The organism is Streptoalloteichus tenebrarius (assembly GCF_024171885.1).
Taxonomy (GTDB): domain Bacteria; phylum Actinomycetota; class Actinomycetes; order Mycobacteriales; family Pseudonocardiaceae; genus Streptoalloteichus; species Streptoalloteichus tenebrarius.
Genome location: NZ_JAMTCP010000003.1, coordinates 229,734 through 250,137, shown reverse-complemented (window position 1 = coordinate 250,137; position 20,404 = coordinate 229,734). Strand labels below are relative to the sequence as shown.

Below are 20,404 nucleotides of genomic sequence, written 5' to 3'. Positions count from 1 at the left end.
CACGTCAGGGCCTTCCTGTCCCGAAAAGACGTCCCATCATCGTTTGATTACTCCCCCTGCTCCGCTTCACTGACTCCAGGTCATGTGCGCCGGCGGCCGAGGAGAACACGGAGAACACCCGGAGAAGCCGGGGAGAACACGGGAGAACCGCTTGCGGCGCGAAGCGACGGGGCGTTCGCGTGTCGTATACGATGTGCGTCTCGTTTTTGTTGCAACCACCGCCAAATCCGGTCGTGTGGAGAATTCACGGGCGAGGGCGCCGGCCGACTCCGGAAGACAGATTCCGGAAAAGTCATCCGACGCGCCGGGAACACCACCAGAAGCGTGATCATCGACACCGACGGGTGGGGGCGCGCCGTTTTGGTGAACGCGGCCTCGTTCGGCGGACCAGGAGGACGCCGACGTCGCATGGCGGATTCCGTTCGACCGTCGGGAAAACCCGGTGGCCGCGCCCCGACGAGCCTTCCCCGACGACCTTCCCCGGCGACCTTCCCGGGTGGCCTTCCCGGGCGGACGGGACGTCCCCGTGATCTGATGCCCCCGTGGACGTGCTCGTCATCGGCGCCGGCCCGGCAGGGACCGCGCTCGCCGGCGCGTGTGCCCGCGCGGGCCTGCGGACCGGCCTCCTCGATCCCGCCCCGGACCGACCGTGGCGTGCCACCTACGCCGCCTGGCGGGACGAGCTGCCCCGCGACCTCCCGGGCGACGCGGTCGCGGCCACGGCGCACCGCACGCGCGCCGTCGCGATCAACCCCCATCCGCTCCCGCCCTACGCGGTGCTGGACAACGAGCGGCTGCGCGCCCACCTCCGGCACCCCGACATCGCGGTCCACGCCGGCAGGGCGCGGCGCGTGCTGCACTCCGCCACGGACAGCACCGTGCACCTGACCGACGGACGTCACCTCGTCGCGGCGGTCGTCGTCGACGCGACCGGGGCCGCGCGGACGCTCAGCAGCGGCCCGTCGCGGGGAGCGGCGGCGGAGCAGACCGCCGTCGGGATCACCGTCCCCCGCGCGTGGGCCGAGCCCCTGCTCGGCGACGCCGAGGCGTTGTTCATGGACTGGCGGCCGGCGCCGGACCAGACCGGCGACGGCCCCACCTTCCTGTACGCGCTGCCCATGCCGGGCGACCGCGTCCTGGTCGAGGAGACCTCGTTGGCCCGCCGGCCCGGGCTCCCCCTCGGAGTGCTGCGCCGCCGGCTGCGGTCGCGGTTCGCGGCCGTGGGCCGCGAGATCGACCAGCTCGACGCGCCCGAGGAGCGCGTGCGGTTCCCGTTGGATCTCCCGACTCCGGGCGCCAGTCGCGTGGTGGCGTTCGGCGCGGCCTCGGCCCTGGTGCACCCGGCGACCGGCTACAGCCTGGCGGCGGCGCTGGCGCTGGCGCCGAGGGTGGCGCGGGCGGTCGCGGAGGCGTTGCCCTCGGGGCCGGCCGCGGCGGCGGCCGCCGCGCGGCGCGTGGTGTGGCCGCCCTCGGCGCTCGCGGTGCACGCGCTGCGCCGCCGGGGGCTGGAGGTGCTGCTCGGCCTGCCACCCTCGGGCGTGCCCGTGTTCTTCGAGACCTTCTTCCGGCTCCGGCCGCACCACCGCAGGGCCTACCTCTCCGACCGGGAGGACGTGACCGGCACGGTCGCCGCCATGGCCGCCCTCTTCGGCTCGGCGTCCTGGCGGTTGCGGGCGCACCTCGCGCTGGGCGTGGTCGGGCTGCGCCTGCCCGACCTCCCCGGCATCCGCCCGTGACCCGTCCGGCGCAACCGGCGTTCACCCGGGTGGACCGACCGGACCAGACCATCGTGGCCACCCGTTCGGCGCAGCGCGGCGGCGGCCCACGGAACGGCGCGGTAAACAACTGGTGAAACCGCAGGCGGGGGACTCGATACCCCCCACCCGGTTGGGCAGCATGGGCGCGTGTCTGCGGTGCTGGATCAGGTCCGCTTCGCCTTCCAGCCACTGGTCAACCTCAACACGGGCGGCGTCGTGGCCATGGAGGTCCTGGCCCGGCCGGCCAGCGGTCACGTGTACGACCTGCTGCGCGCCGCGGCCGAGGAGGACCGGCTGGCCGAGACCGACGTCGCGCTCGCCGTGCGCGCCCTCCTGGCCGCCGGCGAGCACGACACACTGCTGCCGCTGCACCTCAACGTGCTCGCCGACACGGCGAGCCTCGGGGTGGCGGCGTTCGAGCCGTTGTGCCGGGCCGTGGCCGACCAGGGCCGCGGCCCGCGGGAGATCACGCTGGACGTGGGCGGCGTCTTCGCGCACCTGCCGAGGAACCGGCTGCTCGACGGGCTCGCCGAGCTGAGGGAGGCCGGGTTCCGGCTGTCCTGGGACGGGGTCGGCGAGGTGGACTGCCCGCTGAACCTGCTCGCGGAGGTGGCCCCCGAGCTGGTCAAGGTCGACCGGTTCCTGGTGGGCGGCCTGCCGCACGACCCGGCCAGGGCCGCGCTCGTGGAGGCGCTGCTGCACTTCACGCAGCGCACCCGCGCCGGCCTGGTGGCCAAGGGCGTGGAGGCCGAGCATCAGCTCACGGCCCTGCGGCGGATGGGGGTGCACCTGGTGCAGGGCAGCCTGCTCGCGCCGGCCGCCCGACGCCCGGTCGAGCGGGTCTCGATGGCCACCCCGGTCGTGGAGGCCACCGACTCGGGGCTCCCGCGCGCGCCCGTGGTGATGGCCGGCCCGAGGGTGACCGAGTTCCTGCACCCCGCGGTCGCGCTGCCCGTCTCGGCGACGGCGGAGGAGGTGCGCCAGGTGCTCGCCGACCGGCCGACGGTCACCGGGGTCGTGCTCGTGGACGAGGAGGACCGTCCCCTGTGGACGATCGACAGGAACCGGTTCCTGCTGGCGGTCACCGGCCCGTACGGGCACGCCCTGCACGCCAAGCGGGGCGCGGAGCGGCTCGCCGACCGGCCGAGGGCCGTGGGCAGCGCGGCCACCGCCATGGAGGTGCTGGACGCGGTGGCCAGGGGCGAGCCGGACCGCCGGTACGACGACGTGGTGGTCGTCGACGACGCGGGGCGGTGCCTGGGCGTGGTGCGGATCAGCGACATCGTGCGGGGCGTCGCCGAGCTGAAGGTCGAGGAGGCCGCCGCGCTCAACCCGCTGACCCGGCTCCCGGGAAGCGACGCGGTGAACAGGGACGTGCACCGGCGCATCGCCGCCGGCGAGGTGTTCGCCGCGTGCTGGCTGGACGTCGACGGCTTCAAACGGGTCAACGACGGCGCGGGTTTCGCCGCCGGCGACGACCTGATCCGCTCGATCGGCCGCAGCCTCACCGACGCGGCGGCGCCGCTGCGGTCGGTGTTCGTCGGGCACGTCGGCGGCGACGACTTCCTGGTGGTGGCCGACCTGGACGACCTGGTGCCCCTGGCGACGGCGGTGCTCGACGCGCCGAGGTCGGTCGCGGGCATGCCGATCAGCCTGTCCCTGGCGACCCTGGTGTGCGCGCCGGGCAGCGTGGCCGACCACCGGGAGGTGTCGCGACTGCTCGCGCCGTTGAAGCAGCAGGCGAAGGCGCTGCTGGGGTCGAGCTGGGTGCTGGGGCGGCCGGGGTCGCCGAGGGTCGACGTGCTGCGCGGCGCGCCCGCCGGCGCGCACTCCCGCTCCCCCGCGCACGCCGGCCCGGTCGGCGGGGTGGCGTGACCGGGGTCGAGGGCCGCGTCGGCGGTCAGCGCCCCAGGGACTCGCGGAGCGCGCGGAACTCGGCGGCGAGGTCGTCGATCTGGTAGTGCGCGTTGAGGCCGCTGGGGTTGGGGAGCACCCACACGTGCGCATCGGCGATCCGCTCGGGTTGCGGTCCGACGCGCGCGTGCCGGTTCCCGAAGGCCGTGCGGTAGGCGGTGATCCCGACCATCGCGATGACGCGCGGGCGGTACTGGCGCGCGAGCGCGGTGACGCGGGCGGCGCCGGCGCGCAGTTCGTCGGCGGACAGCTCGTCGGCGCGGGCGGTCGCGCGGTTGACGAGGTTGGTGATGCCGAGCCCGAAATCGAGCAGGAGGTGCTGTTCGTCGGCCCGCAACTGGCGCGGGGTGAAACCCGAGCGGTGCAGGGCCGGCCAGAAGCGGTTCCCCGGTCGGGCGAAGTGGTGACCGGTGGCCCCGGAGTACAGGCTCGGGTTGATCCCGCAGAACACCACGTCCAGGTCGGGTGCGATCACTTCGGGGATGGCCCGGTCACGGGCCGCGGCGAGCTGCTCAGGGGTGGGACGGGTCATCACCCGCAGTCTCGCACGGACTCGGCGGGGCGGCGGAGCATGGGCGTTCTGGTGGGGCGGCGCCGCAGGCGAACGTCGTCGTCGTCGAGAACGACATCGTCGACAGGAGTGAAGACACCGCCAACGAGCGAGGGCATCGCCTGGGAGCGAGGGCGTCACCGGGAACACACGAAGACATCCCCCGGTCCAGCCACGAGTTCACCCACGCGGCAACAGCCGGAACCACCAGAACTGTCAGACCCCACTGCCATGATCTGAAAAGGGGGTCCCCCTTACTACAGCTCAGTAGATGGTCCCAGGGGCATCACCGGGAGCGAGGGAGGACGTCGCCGCGAAGGAGGGCGCCGCCGGGAGCGATGGAGGGCGTCACCGGGAGCACGCGAAGACATCCCCCGGTCCAGCCACGAGTTCACCCACGCGGCAACAGCCGGAACCACCAGAACTGTCAGACCCCACTGCCATGATCTGAAAAGGGGGTCCCCCTTACTACAGCTCAGTAGGTGGTCCCAGGGGGACGACGTCGGGAGGTGACGCGGGCTGACGCCCGCCTCGCGCCCGCGCGCCACGCGAGCCTCCCGGGGGACGGCGCGGCCCCCGCCGTGTCGACGGCGCCACCGCGGACTCCGCCGTTCGACGGCCGCCGGCGGGTCCGGGCGACTGTCGACTGTGGACCGATTCAGACGGGCCGAGTCAGACGCCTGATCCAGATGGACCGGGTCAGACGGACCCCAGTCAGACGGCCTGATTCGGACCGGCCAGTCACACCAGCCGAGTCACACCAGCCGAGTCCCAGCCCAGTCACACCGGCCCAGCCACACCGGCCGAGACAGACCGACCGATCCCGAGGGCCGTTCCGGACCTGAGGGCCGTTCCGGAAGGGGCGCCGGTCGGTCAGAAGGCGTCCCCGCCGGCGAACTGCTCCTCCAACTGGTCGGCGGTGCCGGCCACCAGGCTCATCGGGTCGACGAACTCGTTGAGGTCGAGGTTCTCCAGCGGCAGCGAGTGCCGGATCACCACGTGGTCGCCCATGATCGCCGCGCCGCCGGCGACCGTCGCGCTGCCCACCTCCTCCAGTAGACCGACCAGGTCGACGTGGGCGACCAGTCCGCACGGCGAGGCGATCTGCACCCACTCGTGGCGGCGGTCCAGCACCTCGCGGCAGAGGACGACGAGCTGGCTGCGCTCGTCGTCGAACTCGACGAGCACGCGCAGCTCTCCGTCGGTCTGCCCGACCACCGTGTACTCCTCGCGCACGAAACTGACCAGGTCGTCCCAGGTCGCCATGCCGGTGTCCCCCTCGGCCTCGTTGATCAACACGATGCGGCGGCCCGAGAGTAGCCCGCGACCGCGGTCACGGAAAGCAACTGACCGGGCGGCGCGCCGTGACCGCGCGAGGACCGGAACGTGAGCGCGGTGTGAGCAGACCCACGCGTGTCGCCGCGCGCCACGTGACGTTGCGGACGGGGGCCACTGGCCAGCGCGGACGGCGACTAGCATCCCCGCCAAAAGCATCCCTTGAGGGGAAAGGAAGTCATGGCCAAGGCTCCTGTCAACGTCACCGTCACGGGTGCGGCCGGCCAGATCGGCTACGCCCTGCTGTTCCGCATCGCCTCGGGTCAGCTCCTCGGCCCCGACACGCCGGTGAAGCTGCGGCTGCTGGAGATCCCGCAGGCGGTGAAGGCCGCCGAGGGGACCGCGATGGAGCTGGAGGACTGCGCGTTCCCGCTGCTTCAGGGCATCGACATCACCGATGACCTGGCGAAGGCCTTCGACGGCACCAACGTCGCGCTGCTCGTCGGCGCCCGCCCCCGCACCAAGGGGATGGAGCGCGGCGACCTGCTGGAGGCCAACGGCGGCATCTTCAAGCCGCAGGGTCGGGCGATCAACGACCACGCCGCCGACGACGTGCGCGTGCTGGTCGTGGGCAACCCGGCCAACACCAACGCGCTCATCGCGCAGGCCAACGCGCCCGACGTGCCGGCCGAGCGCTTCACCGCGATGACGCGGCTGGACCACAACCGCGCGCTGTCGCAGCTCGCCGGCAAGCTCCAGGTCCCGGTGTCCGAGATCAAGAAGATGACGATCTGGGGCAACCACTCGGCCACGCAGTACCCCGACCTGTTCCACGCCGAGGTGCGGGGCGAGGTCGCCGCGAAGCTGGTGGAGCAGGAGTGGCTGCGGGACACCTTCATCCCGACCGTCGCCAAGCGCGGCGCGGCCATCATCGAGGCCCGGGGCGCGTCGTCGGCGGCCTCGGCGGCCAACGCGGCCATCGACCACGTCTTCGACTGGGTCAACGGCACCCCCGAGGGTGACTGGACCTCGGCCGCGATCCCGTCGGACGGCTCCTACGGCGTGCCGGAGGGCCTGATCTCCTCGTTCCCGGTCGTGTCCCGCGACGGCCGCTGGGAGATCGTCCAGGGCCTGGAGATCGACGAGTTCTCCCGCGAGAAGATCGACGCCTCGGTCGCGGAGCTGGCCGAGGAGCGCGACGCCGTCAAGCAGCTCGGCCTGGTCTGAGCCAGCGACGGCACCGTCGCGGCACTGCCACACACTGTCGCGACGCGGTCAACGACGCGGTCAACGACGCGGTGTGCCGCCGGCGGGTTCTCCCCCGCCGGCGGCGCCGCCGCGTCCCGCCGCATCCGGAAGGTGCGGCGCGCCAGGCTTTCCGGGTCGATCCTCCGTCCGTCCTTTGTGGACGGACAGGCGGCGGGAGTCAGAGCAGGGGGCGCAGCACCGCGTAGGCCCAGGACGCGAGCGAGGTCGGCGTCGTCGTCTCGACGGTGCGCGGCTGCTCGGGGACGAACCCGTCCCGTTGTCCCGTCGACATGCCCATGATGCCCTCAACCATCCCCTCGCTCAGACCCGCACCACGCAGCATCTGGCGCATCTCGTCGTCAGGGATCTGCTCCGCCCGCAGCGGACGTCCGATGGCCTCCGAAACGATGACGGTGGCCTGTCGCCAGTTCAGGTCCTCGGGGCCGTGCACCCCGCGCACGTGGCGGCCGGACCAGTCGGTGGACAACAGCCACAGCACGGCGACCTCCGCGATGTCCCGCGGGTCCACCCACGCCATCGGGTGGTCGAGGGGGAGCACGACCGGGATCACGCCGGCGCGGATGGCGTCGAGCTGGGTCAGCAGGTTGGTGAAGAAGTAGCCGCACCGCAGGTGCGCCACGGACGCGCCCGTGGCGTCCAGCAGTTCCTCGGTGCGGCCGAGCCCGTCGATCTCTCCCATGCCGTGGCGCTTCTCGGCCCCGACGCTGCTGAGGAAGACCGTGCGGGCGATGCCGTTCTCCCGCACCGCCGCCGCCGTGTTCGCGCCGACGCGCGCGTACTCGCCCGCGGGGTCGTCGGACACGATGGGCGGGTTGAGCCAGAAGAGGGCGTCGACGCCCCTGGTGGCGGCGACGACCGCCGCGCGGTCGCGTTGGTCGACCGCCACCGCGTCCACCCGGTCCCGGATCTCGGGGGCGAGGCGTGCGGGGTCGCGGAGCAGAACGGTGGGGCGCAGTCCGCCACGCAGCAACATCTGGACCACGTGCCGCCCCACGTTGCCGGTTGGTGTGGTGACCGCGATGCGCATCAGTGCGTCTCCTCACTGCTTGACTCCTGGGTCCGGCCGACACTAGGACGAGTTCCGGACAGCTCGCGTCCTCGATCACCGGAGATCAGCGGAGATCACCAAAGATCGCCGGAGATCCACCGGTCAGATCCGCCGGTCAGATCCGCCGGTCGCGCCGCCGCGCGGCTCCCCCGCTGCCCTGACCGACGCCGTGTCCCCTCGATGTGGTGCGCCGTCCGTGCCATGCCGCTGGGCCGTCCGACGGAAATCCACGTCGGGGCGGGAGACCGCGCCCCGACCGGGGAGGAAACTCGGCTCACGCGCCTCCCGGCGCCCCTACCTGCACAAGGGGGTGATGCTCGTGACCACAGTCAACGTGTCGGGCAACCAGGGAAGCACCACCGGGGAGACGGCGATCGACGCTCCGAAGCTCGCGGGAGGTGCCCGGTGAGTGACAAGGCGGTCTCGCTCGTGCGCACCCTCGTCCCCAGTCTCTGGGGAACGGCCGTGGCGTGGCTCGTCGGCGTCGGGCTGCTGCCCGGCGACCTGGCCGACGACGCGCGCGGCCTCGCCACGACGCTCCTCGTCCCGGTCGCGATCAGCGGCGTCTACGCGGGGTTCCGCTGGCTGGAAACGCGTTCCTGGATGCCGGTCTGGCTGTCCCGCCTGCTGCTCGGCTCCACCCGCCAGCCCACGTACGCCCCGCGCTCCGGGTAGCCGGAGCACCCCCCACAGCGAAGCCGAGGAACGAACCAACCACGACGAGTGGCGGCGGGACGACCGGGTCCCGCCGCCGATTCGTGCCCGCCGCGCCCACCAGCGCCGGCCACGACCGCCGTCCCCACCCCTCGCGTCCCCGCCGATCACCCGAGCGGTAGATCAGATGTCCAATGTGGACTCGCGGAGAAACTTCCGACCGGACAAGGAGAGAAGTCACACAGTCCGTCCATTGAGGACGGATGATCAGGCCAGGAGGTCGGGGAAGCGGGGCTCGCCGAGCAGGGCGCCGTGGCGGGGGATCCACAGGCGCTTGGTGACGTCGAGGATGACCGAGACCTCCGCCTGCACCACCTCGTCCACGCCGGAGAGCTGACCGTCCATGAAGTCGGCGAGGGCCGTCTCGTCGCGGAAGACGACCTGGCACAACAGGCTGGCGGTGCCCGCCACCCTGGCCACGTAGCGGGTGCCCTCGTATCGGGCCAGGGCGTCGGCCACGGCGGCGGTGCGGCCGAACCGCGTGTTGAGGCTGATGATCGCCTCGGTGCGGTAGCCGAGCGCCGACGGCTCGATGTCCACCCTCGGCCGGACCAGGCCCTCCTCGAACAGGCCGAGCACGAGCCGGCGCGCCCTGGGCTGCGTCATGCCGAGGGCGCGGGCGAGGTCGGCGAAGGCGAGCCGGGAGTCGGCGCGGAGCAGTTCGACCGCGCCGCGTTCCTCCTCCGACAGCGGTCGGGGCCGCAGCGCGAACTCCCCCTCGGGGCGCGTCAGCTCCCTGCGCTGGGCCGGGGTCAGGCGCGGGAGCCGCCACGACGAGGCCTTGCGCAGCACCCGCAGTTCGATCTCGCTGCGGGTGGCGAGGATGCCGGGGACGGCGGGCAGGCGTCGGGTGAGGAAGTCGGCGCGCGCGCCGCCGGCGGGCACGGCCGTGCAGTAGACGCTGGCCCGGCCCGCCGTCGTGCAGCAGAAGGCGACCTCGGGCATCTCGGTCAGCGCCGCCGCGACGTCGTTGATGCGCTGCGGCTCGGTCCGGACGAAGCTGTGGACGCGGGAGCCCTCGGACAGCAACGACCGGTGCACCTCGCCGACGAACCGCAGGATCCCCGCGTCGACCATCCGTTCGACCCGGCGGGCGACCGTGCGGCCCGAGCCGCCGAGGAGGTCGGCGATGCGGTCGAACGGCGCGCGCGGGTCGAGCTGGAGCGCCGCGATGACGTCCAGGTCCACCTCGTCAAGATCCACGCCGGCCACGCCGGCCGCGCTGCCCGGGTCGGTCCGCGCCGGCGCCGGGCGCGCGGCCTCCGCCGCCGGTCGGCGCGCCGCTCTACCCATGGGACGGATCTTAGGTCCGACCGATGCCATGTCGAAATCGAACGATTCTTGGTTGCCTATTGACGCATCGGTACGCAGATGTTTCCCTTCCCGTCCATATCGTACGTCTTCGCACGTCCAAGGTGCCCACGAGGAGTGACGCATGGCTGACACCGGGCTACGACGACGGGAGCCGGCGCTCCTGCGCTTCCTGGGCGCCGTCGAGCGCGCCGGCAACAAGCTGCCCGACGCGTTCTGGCTGTTCTGGATCCTCAGCGGCGTGCTGCTGGTGGTCAGCGCGCTGGCCAGCGGCGCGACCGCGCAGGCGCCCGGCCAGGACAAGACGATCGTGGTGCGCAGTCTGCTCTCCGGCGAGGGCCTGCGCACGATGGTGGGCGACGCGGTGGAGAACTTCGTGTCGTTCCCGCCGCTCGGGCTGATCCTCGTGGTGATGCTCGGCGTCGCGCTGGCCACCGAGACCGGCCTGCTGCACGCGCTGCTGCGCGCGAGCATCGTCAAGGTCCCCGCCGGCTGGCTCACGTTCGCGCTCGCGTTCACCGGCATGACCGCGCACGTCCTGGGCGACAGCGCCTACGTCGTGCTGGTCCCGCTGGGCGGGGTCGTGTTCGCCGTGCGCGGCCGCAACCCCCTGCTGGGCGTCGTCGTGGCGTTCGTGTCGCTGTCCGCCGGGTACGACGCGAGCCCGCTGGTGACCCCGACCGACACCCTGCTCGCCGGGTTGACCACCTCCGCGGCGCACCTGATCGACCCCTCCTACACGGTGTCGCCGCTGGCGAACTACTTCTTCGCGCTGGCGTCGTCGGTCGTGCTGGCCGGGGTGATCACCCTGGTCACGGAGAAGGTCCTGGTGCGCAGGGCGGACGCGATCGGCATCGACGCGGACGCCGCCGAGGCCGCCACCGCCGACGCGGGCAGGGACATGCGGCTGGGCGCGGCCGAGCGGAAGGGCCTGCGGTGGGCCGGCGTCGCGGCGGGGCTGGTCCTGCTCGCCTGCGTGGTGGCGCTGGTCCCGTCGGGCTCGCCGCTGCGCGGCAAGAACGGGGGCATCCTCGACTCCCCGCTGCTCAAGGACGTCGCCGTCGTCATCTTCGTGCTGTTCTTCCTGGCCGGGCTCGCCTACGGCCTCGCGGTCGGCACGGTGCGCCGCGCCGGCGACGTGCCGCGCCTGATGGCCGAGGGGACCAAGCCGCTGGCGCCCGCGCTGGTGCTGTTCTTCTCGATCTCGCAGTTCCTGGCCTACTTCAAGTGGACGAACCTGGGGCCGTACGTGGCGGTGAAGGGCGCGGGCTTCCTGCACGGCGGCTCGGTGCCCGCCCCGCTGCTGCTGCTCGGCATGATGGTCGTGGTCACCTTCATCAACCTGGTGGTGACCAGCGGCTCCGCCCAGTGGGCGCTGATCGGCCCCGTCTTCGTCCCGATGTTCATGCTGCTCGGGGTCTCCCCCGAGCTGACCCAGGCCGCCTACCGGATCGCGGACTCGTGCACGAACGCGATCACCCCGATGAGCGCCTACTTCGTGATGACGCTCGGGTTCATGCGGCAGTACCGCAAGGACGTCGGCATCGGCACACTCACCTCGATGACCCTGCCCGTCGTGGCCGCGATGTTCGCGACCTGGGTCGCCGTCCTGATGGCCTGGTGGGGGCTCGGGCTGCCGCTGGGGCCGGGCGTTCCGATCCGCTGAGCCGCCGACCGCCCCGTCGACGGCGACCGTCGACCATGACCGTCGACCGACGTCGACCACGACCGTTGACCGCACCTGACCGCACTGTTTGTCGACACCGAGGAGGACACCCATGACGTCGGCGACGCCGACGGACCAGCCCCTGGGCTGGCTCACCGCCCGGATTGACGACCTGGTCGCCGACCTGGCGCTGCTGGTGGACAGCGAGTCGCCCAGCACGGACAAGGACCATCTCGACCGCACCGCGGACCTGCTGCACGACTGGCTGCCGACCCGCCTGCCCGACGTGGCGCTGCGCCGACTCCGGCCGGACGACGACGGAGCGGGGATCGTCGAGGCGGTGGTCCGGGGCGACGCCGGGGACGCCGGCGAGGTCCTCGTGGTCGGCCATTACGACACCGTGTGGCCGGCGGGCACGCTGGCCGACTGGCCGTTCACGGTCGTCGACGGGGTGGCCAGCGGGCCGGGCGCGTTCGACATGAAGGCCGGCATCGTCCAGGCCGTGTGGGCCGTGGCGGCCCTGCGTCGGCTCGGCCTCCCGCACCCCGCCGTGCGGTTCCTGTTCACCCCGGACGAGGAGATCGGCAGCACGCGCTCCCGGCCGGTGATCGAGCGGGCCGCGGAGGCGGCGGTCGCCACCCTGGTGCCCGAGCCCGGCGTCGACGGGCGGGTCAAGACCCGGCGCAAGGGCATCGGCCTGTTCCGGGTGGAGACGCTGGGCGTGGAGGTGCACGCCGGGCTGGAGCCGGAGAAGGGCGCGAGCGCGGTGACGGCGCTGGCCGAGGCGCTGCTGGCCCTGCGGTCGATCGCCGACCCCGGGGCCGGCACCACGCTCAACCCCGGTGTGGTCGCCGGCGGCACCCGCACCAACGTGGTGGCCGGCCGCGCCCACGCCGACGTCGACGTCCGGGTGAGCACCGAGGCGGAGATGCGCCGCGTGGAGCGGGAGCTGGCCCGGATGGAGGTCAGCGACCCCCGGGTCGAGCTGCGCGTGACGGGCGAGTGGAACCGGCCACCGATGACGCCCAACCTCGGCAGCAGGGGTCTGCTGGACATCGCCAGGGGCGTCGCCCGGGAGCTGGGCGGCGTCCTCGACGAGGTCAGCGTCGGCGGCGCCAGCGACGGCAACTTCGTCTCGGCCCTCGGCCGCCCGGTGCTCGACGGGGTTGGCGCGGTCGGTGGCGGCGCGCACGCCAGGACCGAGCACGTGCTGGTCGACCGGATGCCGTACCAGGCGGCGCTGGTCGCCGGGGTGGTCGCCCGGCTCGCGACGACCACGCCGCAGGAGGCCGCCACCGCCTCCGACCACTGAGCAGGACCAGTCAGGACCGACACAGGACCGACCGGACCAGCACAGGACCGACCGGAGCGACACAGGACCGACCAGGACCGATCAGACGGACGAGGACTGACCAGGACTGACCAGGACTGACACGGTCACGCGCACGGGCGGGCCGGGGCTTCCCCGGCCCGCCCGTCGCGTGCGCGCCCCACGGCCGCGTCACCCCCTCACGCCGGGTACGCCGGGTTTCCCGGCTGGTCCGGACGGGTACGCCCCTTCCGGCGCGCGGGCGACGCCGCGCGCGCCACGCACTCGCCGCGGGGGGCCACTGGGTGTGCGGGGTCGCGAGGGCGCGAGGGCACCCGCGACGCCTCCCCCGGCTCGTCACGGGAGCGGCGTGACCAGGCAGACCTGATGCGGAGGTGCGCATGTCAACCTCGTCCGATCGACGGGACACCGACCCTGGCGGGGCGGACGACAAGCAGCGCCAGCTCGACGACGTGCGGCTCGACCTGACCGGCACCGAGCTGACCACCGACCAGGGGGTGCGGATCGACCACACCGACGACGCGTTGACCGTCGGTGAGCGCGGGCCGACCCTGCTGGAGGACTTCCACGCGCGGGAGAAGATCACCCACTTCGACCACGAACGCATTCCCGAACGGGTGGTGCACGCGCGCGGCGCGGGCGCGTACGGGGTCTTCCAGCCCTACGACGACTGGCTCGCCGAGTACACGGTCGCGGAGTTCCTGACCAACCCGGCCGTGCGGACCCCGACCTTCGTCCGGTTCTCCACGGTGGCCGGGTCGCGTGGCTCGGCCGACACCGTGCGGGACGTGCGGGGGTTCGCGACGAAGTTCTACACCCGGCAGGGCAACTACGACCTGGTTGGGAACAACATGCCGGTGTTCTTCATCCAGGACGGGATCAAGTTCCCCGACTTCGTGCACGCGGTGAAGCCGGAGCCGCACAACGAGATCCCGCAGGCCCAGTCGGCGCACGACACGTTCTGGGACTTCGTCTCGCTCCAGCCCGAGTCACTGCACATGATCATGTGGCTGATGTCCGACCGGGCGCTGCCGCGCAGCTACCGGATGATGCAGGGCTTCGGCGTCCACACCTTCCGGCTGGTCAACGCCGAGGGGCGCGGCACGTTCGTGAAGTTCCACTGGAAGCCGGTGCTCGGCGTGCACTCGCTGGTGTGGGACGAGTGCCAGAAGATCGGCGGCAAGGACCCCGACTACAACCGGCGCGACCTGTGGGAGGCGATCGAGACCGGGCAGTTCCCCGAGTACGAGCTGGGCGTGCAGCTCGTGCCGGAGAGCGACGAGTTCGCGTTCGACTTCGACCTGCTGGACTCAACCAAGATCATTCCCGAGGAGCAGGTCCCGGTCCGCCCGGTGGGGCGGATGACGTTGAACCGGAACCCGGACAACTTCTTCGCCGAGACCGAGCAGGTCGCGTTCCACACCGCGAACGTCGTGCCCGGCATCGACTTCACCAACGACCCGCTGTTGCAGGCGCGGAACTTCTCCTACCTGGACACCCAGCTCATCCGGCTGGGCGGGCCGAACTTCCCGCAGATCCCGGTGAACCGGCCGGTCGCGCCGGTCACCAACAACCAGCGCGACGGCTACCACCAGTCGTTCATCCACAAGGGACGGACGAGCTACTTCAAGAACAGCCTGGGCGGGGGCTGCCCGGCGCTGGCCGCGCCGGGGGCCGAGGTCTTCTCCCACTACCAGGAGAAGGTCGAGGGCCACAAGATCCGCAAGCGCAGCGAGAGCTTCAAGGACTTCTACAGCCAGGCGACGCTGTTCTGGAACAGCATGACCGAGCCGGAGAAGAAGCACATCGTCGCGGCCTTCCGGTTCGAGCTGGGCCACGTCGACCACAAGCACGTGCGCCAGGCCGTGGTCGACCAGCTCAACCACGTCGACCACAACCTGGCGGTCATGGTGGCCAACGGCGTCGGCGTGAACCCGCCGGAGCGCGAGGTCACGCCGAACCACGGGCGCAGCTCCCCCGCGCTGAGCCAGATCACCATGTCCCTGGGCGGCACGGTCAGCCCCGCCACCAGGAAGGTCGCCATCCTCGTCGCGGAGGGCGTGGACGGCGTCGGGGTGCGGACGCTGGTGGAGCAGCTCAGGGAACGCGGGACCATGCCCGAGTTGCTGGCGCCGCACGACGGCGCGGTGCGGACGGCCGACGGCGAGGAGCTCCCGGTGGACCGGGCGATCAACACGATGGCGTCGGTGCTCTACGACGGCGTGGTGGTGCCGTGCGGTCCGGACAGCGTGCGGATGCTGGCCTCCGACGGCTACGCCGTGCACTTCGTGGCCGAGGCGTTCAAGCACCACAAGCCGGTGGCGGCCTTCGGCGCCGGGATCGACCTGCTCGACCAGCCGTGGGCGAGCGTCAAGCTGGCCAGGGACGACGAGTCGGTCGTCGTCGACCAGGGCGTCGTGACGTCCTCGGCGGCGCGCGGCGACCTGCCGACGGAGTTCGCCGACGCGTTCTGCGAGGCGCTGGCGCGGCACCGCGCCTGGGATCGCAGCACCGACGGCGTGCCGGCCTGACGGACCTGACCATCCCGCGCCGCCCCCGCCTCGGCCCCGCGACGGTCCGGGCGGGGGCGGCGTCCTGCGGCGTCCTGTGACCTCCTGCCGGTCTCGGGTGTCCCGTCCGCCGGTCTCGGGTGTCCCGTCGACAAGCGACTGTCCTCTGTGGACAGATTCGGCGGTCTTCCCCCCCACGGGTTGACTACTGGGTGGCGCGTTCCGTCCGGCGACCAGCGTTCCCCTCGCCGGACGCGCTCCCGCTCCGCGCGCCCCCTGTGCTGTCGGCGTTCTCCTCGTCCGCGCGCAGGATCGCCGCGACGAGGTCGGCGGCCTGCCGAGCACCGCGCACGTCGTGCACCCGCAGCACCCGGCAGCCACGCAGCGCGCCGATCGTCGCGGCCGCCACGCTCGCCGGTCCCCGCTCGTGCGTGTCGAGCCCGAGCAGCCGCCCGAGGAAGATCTTGTGGGACGCGCCCAGCAGCAGCGGGTGGCCGAGCGCCGCGTAGCGGTCCATCGCGGCGAGCAGGCGCACCGACTGCCACCACGTCTTGCCCAGGTCGAGACCGGGGTCCAGGATCACCTGCTCCCGGGACAGGCCCGCGTCCCTCGCCAGCGACGCGAGGTGGCGCAGCGCCGCGCGGACGTCGGAGACCACGTCGTCGTAGACCGGCTCGGGGTCGGGGACGCCGGGCGGGAGCCGGATGTGGGTGGCGACGACGGTCGCGCCGAAGGACGCGGCCACGGCGAGGTAGTCGGGATCGCGGAAGCCGCTCATGTCGTTGCCGACGACGGCTCCGACGCGGAAGGCGCGTTCCGCCACGACGGCGCGGCGGGTGTCGACGGACAACGGCACGGTGACCCGCGACCGCAGGGCGGCGACGGTCTCCTCCACGAGGTCCAGTTCCTCGGCGACGGAGACCTCGCGCACCCCGACCCCGCCGGGGCGGGCGCCCACGTCGAGCAGGTCCGCGCCGTCCGCGACCAGGTCCTCGGCGTGGCGCAACAGATCGTCCAGGTGCCAGTAGCGCCCGGCGTCGTAGAAGGAGTCCGTGGTGCGGTTGAGGATGCCCATCACCAGGGGCCGGTAGGTGATGTCGTAGTTGTCGCGTCCCAGCCGCAGTCGCATGACGTCCTCTCCCCGCTCAGCCGCCGGCCAGCCGCTCGAACAAGGCGAGCAGCGCGTCGGCGTGGTGGTCGAACGTGAACCGGTGGCGGTGCGCACTGACCGCGTCACGCGCGGCCCTCACCTGGCTCGGCTCGTGGAGCTGTGCGCACAGGTCCTCAACGTCCTCGTAGAGCAGGCCGATCCCCAGGCGCTCCACGAGGCGGGCGACGGCCACCGTGGACCCCGGGCTGCGCCGGTGGAGCATCGGCAGCCCGGCCGCCATGAGCGTGCCGATCCGGGCGGGGCAGTTGAGGTCGTCCCACGTGGCACGGCGCAGGTCGCCGTCGTTGTGGCTGGTGAAGAGGTGCGTCCAGCCCGCGTCGTACCGGGACAGCACCGGCAGCCAGCCCCGCTGGTCGACCGCGGCGTGCACGTGCACGTAGCCGGCGCCCCGGCGCAACGCCGTGCCGAGCCAGGAGCGCCACTGCCCCTGGGGACCCGGCCCGTCGCTGAGCCCGTGGAAGTGGACGTGGACGTGGTGCGCGCGCAGCGCGTCGAGGAGGTCGGGGTCGAGCCCGAGCGGGCGGCCGAGCACCACCGTGTGCGGCTCTCCGTCCACTGAGGACAGTCGGGGCGCTGGCTCTCCGGCGAACCAGTCCGCCTTGGGCAGGCTGCCGTCCAGGACGTGGGTGCGCTCCGCGTCGAGGCGACCGGGCAGCGCGAGGTGGAACCACTCCCGCTCCTCGGGGCTGGAGAAGATCACGGCGTGCGCGCGGGCGCAGAGCGCCGCGAGCTGGCCCCACTCCCCGCGCGCGATGCTGAGCTGGGGCGACTCCTTGAAGTGCCAGACGAACGGCACGCCGCCCGCCGCGTCGAGCACCTCGTGGGCGAAGGGCACGGCCCGCCAGTTGAGCTGCGCGTAGAGCAGGTCCGGCCGCAGCCGGCGCAGGGCGGCGCGCCAGTCGTCGCGCGGCAGATCCGTCACGTGACCGAACGGCATCGGGCCGACGGCGTTCGAGCCGAGGCCGTCCGAGGTCCACAGCCCGTACAGCCGGGCACCGCGCTCGACCAGCGCGAGGACCCGTTCCGGGTGGAACGACAGCTCCCCGACCAGCACAATCCGGAGGCCGTCGGCGCGCGGCGGGCGCCACTCCCGGAACCTTCGGTACAGCGCGACCTCGTCGACCAGGCCGGAGTCCCGCGAGTGGAAGCGCAAGGGCTGCCGGACCCGGTAGCGGTGCCGGAAGACGTTGAGCCCGCCGTCGTGGCGTTCCCGGATCGCCTTGTGCCGTTGCCCGGGGTGGTCGGTCCACACACAGGTCACCCGCCCGGTGCCGGCGGCTCCTCCCCTGGCGCGCAGCGCGTTCCAGAACAGCTCCTCCAGGTCGTCGCTCTCCACGTCGTCGCGCTCCCGCCAGCGGTCCGGGGTGCGCCGGTGCATGACCTGCACGAGTTGCAGGCCGTGCCCCTCCGGACCCGCCTGGCTGGTCAGGCCGCTGTGGTGGCGGACACCGGACCAGGCCAGCACGATCCGTTCGTTGGCGAGCACGGCCAGCAGCGCGGCGAGGTGGTCGGGATGGACGAGGTCGTCACAGGGCAGGTAGGCGACGAGCGGGGCGCGGGCCAGCCCCAGCCCGACGTTGAGCGCGGCCCCGAGGCCGCGGTTGTCGGGCAGCCGGTGGCACCGCACGCGGGGGTCGGACAGGAACGGCCGGAGCGCGGCGCGCGTGTCGTCGGGCGACCCGTCGTCCACGACCACCAGTTCCCAGTCGGGGCAGGTCTGCGCGAACAGGCTGCCGACGGCCCTGCCGAGGAAGGCCGCCTGGCCGTAGGCCGGCATCAGGACGCTGACCCTCGGTTCCCGCCGCCGCTGCGCGACCCGCGCGTGCGCCGGGTGGCGCTCGTGCGCCCCCGGGTCGGGTTGGGGGACCTGCTCTGCTCGTGGCCCGCGTGGCGGGCGCTGCGCGCGTTCCGGCCCGACCTGCGGGTCACCGTGATCACCTGGCCCGAGACCGCCCCGCTGCTGGCGCACATGCGGCGCGAGGTCGACGAGCTGCTGCCGTTCCCCGGCTTCCCGGGCATCCCGGAGCGGCCGCCGGACCCGCTGGCGTGGCCGAGGTTCCTGCGCCTGGCCAGGGAGCGCCGCTTCGACCTGGCGATCCAGACCTACGGGGACAACCCGGCGGCCAACGAGGTCACCGCGCGACTCGGCGCGACGGCGCGGGGCGGGTTCCGGGCCGAGGGGTGGTGGCGGGACGAGGACGCCCCCACCTATCTGGCCTACCCCCGGGAGGAGCACGAGGTCTGGCGGCACCTGCGCTGCGTGGAGCATCTGGGGGTGCGGCTGCGGCCAGACGCCGACCGGATGGTGTTCACCACCCTGCCCGGTGATGACGAGGAGTTCCGACGTCTGGCCTTGGAGCACGGGCTGCGGCCCGGCCGCTACGTCGTGCTGCACCCCGGGGCGAGCTGTGCGAGCCGGCGCTGGCCGACCGACCGGTTCGCCCAGGTGGGCGATGCGCTGGTCGAGCGCGGGTACGCGGTGGTGATCGGCGGGGTCGCCGGCGAGCGCGACCTCGCCGACGCCGTGCGCGGCGCGATGCGCCGGCCGGCGCACGACCTGACCGGACGGACGTCGCTCGGCGGTTACGCGCTGGTCCTGCGGCACGCGGCCCTGCTCGTGGGCAACGACACCGGCCCAGCCCATCTCGCCGCCGCCGTGGGTACGCCGACCGTGGTCGTCTTCCTCTCCGGCGACCCCGTCCGCTGGGCGCACCCCGGCCCCCGGCACCGCGTCTGCCGGGTCGCGGTTGGCTGCAACCCCTGTCCGCATCTCACCTGCCCCATCGACTTCCGGTGTGCCCTCCGCCTCCCCGCCGACGCTGTTCTGTCCGAAGTGGACCGTCTACTGTGGTGAGCGCCGCGCTGGCCAGCACCGCCGCCGTCCGCGCCGCCATTCCGCGCGCGTCGAAGTCCCGCACCGCGCGCTCCCGCGCCCTGGCTCCCAGCTCGCGCCGCAACGCCACGTCCCCGAGCAGGTGCCCGAGCGCCTCGGTCAGCGCGATCCGATCGCCGGGCGGGACGATCAAGGCCGCCCCGGCCAACGCCGACCGGTGGTCGCCGACGTCCGTGGTGACCGCCGGCAGCCCCACGGCCGCCGCCTCCAGCAACGCCAACGACAACGCCTCCCGGCGCGACGGCAGGCAGAACACGTCGCCGGAGGCCAGCAGGGCCGGCACGTCCCGGCAGAGTCCCCTGAACTCGACCGGCAGTCCGTCGGCCCGGTCGCGGAGCGCGGCGGCGTCGCGGCCCTCGCCCGCGACGACCACCCGGAGCCGACGTCCTCGCGCGCACAGTTCCGCGACGGCGTCGAACAGCAGGTCGAACCCCTTCTGCGGCGTCAGACGGCCGACGGCGACCACGACGGGTGGTTCGTGGTCGACCGGAGGTCGGGGGCGGGGCGGGATGTCGACTCCGTGCCGCACCCGGACGACGCGCGCGGGAGGGACGCCGAGCGTCCCGACGAGCTGGCGTGCGATCGGCTCCGAGGGTGCGATGACGGAGGTGAGCCGGCTGTAGGTGCGTTGGAGCCGGTCGCAGGCGGAGCCGTGGCCGGTCTCCCCCTCCAGGTGCAGGGTGGCGACCGTCGGCGCGAGCGCGAGCGCGGCGGACAGCGCCGCCTGGTTGCTCGCCGGGTCAACCAGGTTCACGTGCACGACGTCTGGATGCAACGCGGCCAACGCCTCGGTGATCGCAGGTGCTGTCGGCCGGTGTCGGGCGAGTGGCACGACCACGACGTCTGTTCCTGGGAAGCGGCCGACGAAGTGCTCGGACACCTCCTCGCTCACCACGACGTGGCAACGCAACCAGGGCGGGGCCAGCCGCACGAGCCGTCGCACGTAGATCTCGGCGCCGCCGAACGCGTCACTGTCCACAATGAACACGGCCCTGA

The 20,404-nt window shown here is 73.0% G+C and carries 14 protein-coding genes and 1 pseudogene; 8 read left to right on the top strand and 7 right to left on the bottom strand.

Annotated elements, in window-relative coordinates; genetic code table 11:
- Positions 1 to 542: 542 nt before the first annotated feature.
- Positions 543 to 1,736 carry a lycopene cyclase family protein gene (locus tag LX15_RS04815; protein WP_253668249.1) on the top strand — a complete coding sequence of 398 codons (1,194 nt, stop codon included), beginning with the start codon at positions 543 to 545 and terminating at the stop codon, positions 1,734 to 1,736.
- A gap of 168 nt (positions 1,737 to 1,904) precedes the next feature.
- Positions 1,905 to 3,632, top strand: coding sequence for an EAL domain-containing protein (locus LX15_RS04810; protein ID WP_253668248.1), 1,728 nt, complete (start codon positions 1,905 to 1,907; stop codon positions 3,630 to 3,632).
- Between the two features lie 25 nt (positions 3,633 to 3,657).
- On the opposite strand, the gene mug is transcribed toward LX15_RS04810, so the two are convergent.
- Positions 3,658 to 4,206 (bottom strand): G/U mismatch-specific DNA glycosylase, encoded by a 549-nt coding sequence (mug, locus tag LX15_RS04805; protein ID WP_253668247.1) that lies wholly within the window; start codon positions 4,204 to 4,206, stop codon positions 3,658 to 3,660.
- Positions 4,207 to 5,094: 888 nt separating this feature from the next.
- Positions 5,095 to 5,487, bottom strand: a complete 393-nt coding sequence (locus tag LX15_RS04800) for a type III secretion system chaperone family protein (RefSeq protein ID WP_253668338.1) — start codon at positions 5,485 to 5,487, stop codon at positions 5,095 to 5,097.
- A gap of 249 nt (positions 5,488 to 5,736) precedes the next feature.
- Here LX15_RS04800 and LX15_RS04795 point away from each other — a divergent pair, with 249 nt between their 5' ends.
- The gene (locus LX15_RS04795; RefSeq protein ID WP_253668246.1) at positions 5,737 to 6,723 is read left to right on the top strand and encodes a malate dehydrogenase; all 987 of its coding nucleotides are present in this window, start codon (positions 5,737 to 5,739) and stop codon (positions 6,721 to 6,723) included.
- A 199-nt stretch (positions 6,724 to 6,922) separates the two neighbouring features.
- Here LX15_RS04795 and LX15_RS04790 read toward each other — a convergent pair whose 3' ends face one another.
- Positions 6,923 to 7,792, bottom strand: coding sequence for an NmrA family NAD(P)-binding protein (locus LX15_RS04790; RefSeq protein WP_253668245.1), 870 nt, complete (start codon positions 7,790 to 7,792; stop codon positions 6,923 to 6,925).
- 426 nt (positions 7,793 to 8,218) lie between these two features.
- Here LX15_RS04790 and LX15_RS04785 point away from each other — a divergent pair, with 426 nt between their 5' ends.
- Entirely contained in the window at positions 8,219 to 8,488 is a 270-nt protein-coding gene (locus LX15_RS04785) for a hypothetical protein (RefSeq protein WP_253668244.1), read from the top strand.
- A 246-nt stretch (positions 8,489 to 8,734) separates the two neighbouring features.
- Here the strand turns inward: LX15_RS04785 and LX15_RS04780 are convergent, their stop codons facing one another.
- On the bottom strand, positions 8,735 to 9,820 hold the full coding sequence (locus LX15_RS04780) for an Lrp/AsnC family transcriptional regulator (protein ID WP_253668243.1): 1,086 nt from the start codon (positions 9,818 to 9,820) through the stop codon (positions 8,735 to 8,737).
- A 142-nt stretch (positions 9,821 to 9,962) separates the two neighbouring features.
- On the opposite strand from LX15_RS04780, the gene LX15_RS04775 reads away from it, so the two are divergent.
- From LX15_RS04775 to LX15_RS04765, 3 genes are all read left to right on the top strand, one after another.
- Positions 9,963 to 11,504, top strand: a complete 1,542-nt coding sequence (locus LX15_RS04775; RefSeq protein WP_253668242.1) for an AbgT family transporter — start codon at positions 9,963 to 9,965, stop codon at positions 11,502 to 11,504.
- Between the two features lie 112 nt (positions 11,505 to 11,616).
- On the top strand, positions 11,617 to 12,816 hold the full coding sequence (locus tag LX15_RS04770) for a M20/M25/M40 family metallo-hydrolase (RefSeq protein ID WP_253668241.1): 1,200 nt from the start codon (positions 11,617 to 11,619) through the stop codon (positions 12,814 to 12,816).
- A gap of 398 nt (positions 12,817 to 13,214) precedes the next feature.
- Positions 13,215 to 15,365 carry a catalase gene (locus LX15_RS04765; protein WP_253668240.1) on the top strand — a complete coding sequence of 717 codons (2,151 nt, stop codon included), beginning with the start codon at positions 13,215 to 13,217 and terminating at the stop codon, positions 15,363 to 15,365.
- 184 nt (positions 15,366 to 15,549) lie between these two features.
- On the opposite strand, the gene folP is transcribed toward LX15_RS04765, so the two are convergent.
- Together folP and LX15_RS04755 are read right to left on the bottom strand one after the other, a co-directional pair.
- Complete coding sequence (folP, locus tag LX15_RS04760) at positions 15,550 to 16,473, bottom strand: dihydropteroate synthase (protein WP_253668239.1); 924 nt, start codon at positions 16,471 to 16,473, stop codon at positions 15,550 to 15,552.
- A gap of 16 nt (positions 16,474 to 16,489) precedes the next feature.
- A pseudogene (locus LX15_RS04755) lies at positions 16,490 to 18,298 on the bottom strand (glycosyltransferase); the annotation flags it as partial.
- Positions 18,299 to 18,355: 57 nt separating this feature from the next.
- Here LX15_RS04755 and LX15_RS04750 point away from each other — a divergent pair.
- Positions 18,356 to 19,369 (top strand): glycosyltransferase family 9 protein, encoded by a 1,014-nt coding sequence (locus LX15_RS04750; protein ID WP_253668237.1) that lies wholly within the window; start codon positions 18,356 to 18,358, stop codon positions 19,367 to 19,369.
- On the opposite strand, the gene LX15_RS04745 is transcribed toward LX15_RS04750, so the two are convergent.
- Positions 19,287 to 20,396, bottom strand: a complete 1,110-nt coding sequence (locus tag LX15_RS04745) for a glycosyltransferase family 4 protein (protein WP_253668236.1) — start codon at positions 20,394 to 20,396, stop codon at positions 19,287 to 19,289. The genes LX15_RS04750 and LX15_RS04745 overlap by 83 nt on opposite strands.
- Positions 20,397 to 20,404: the final 8 nt, after the last annotated feature.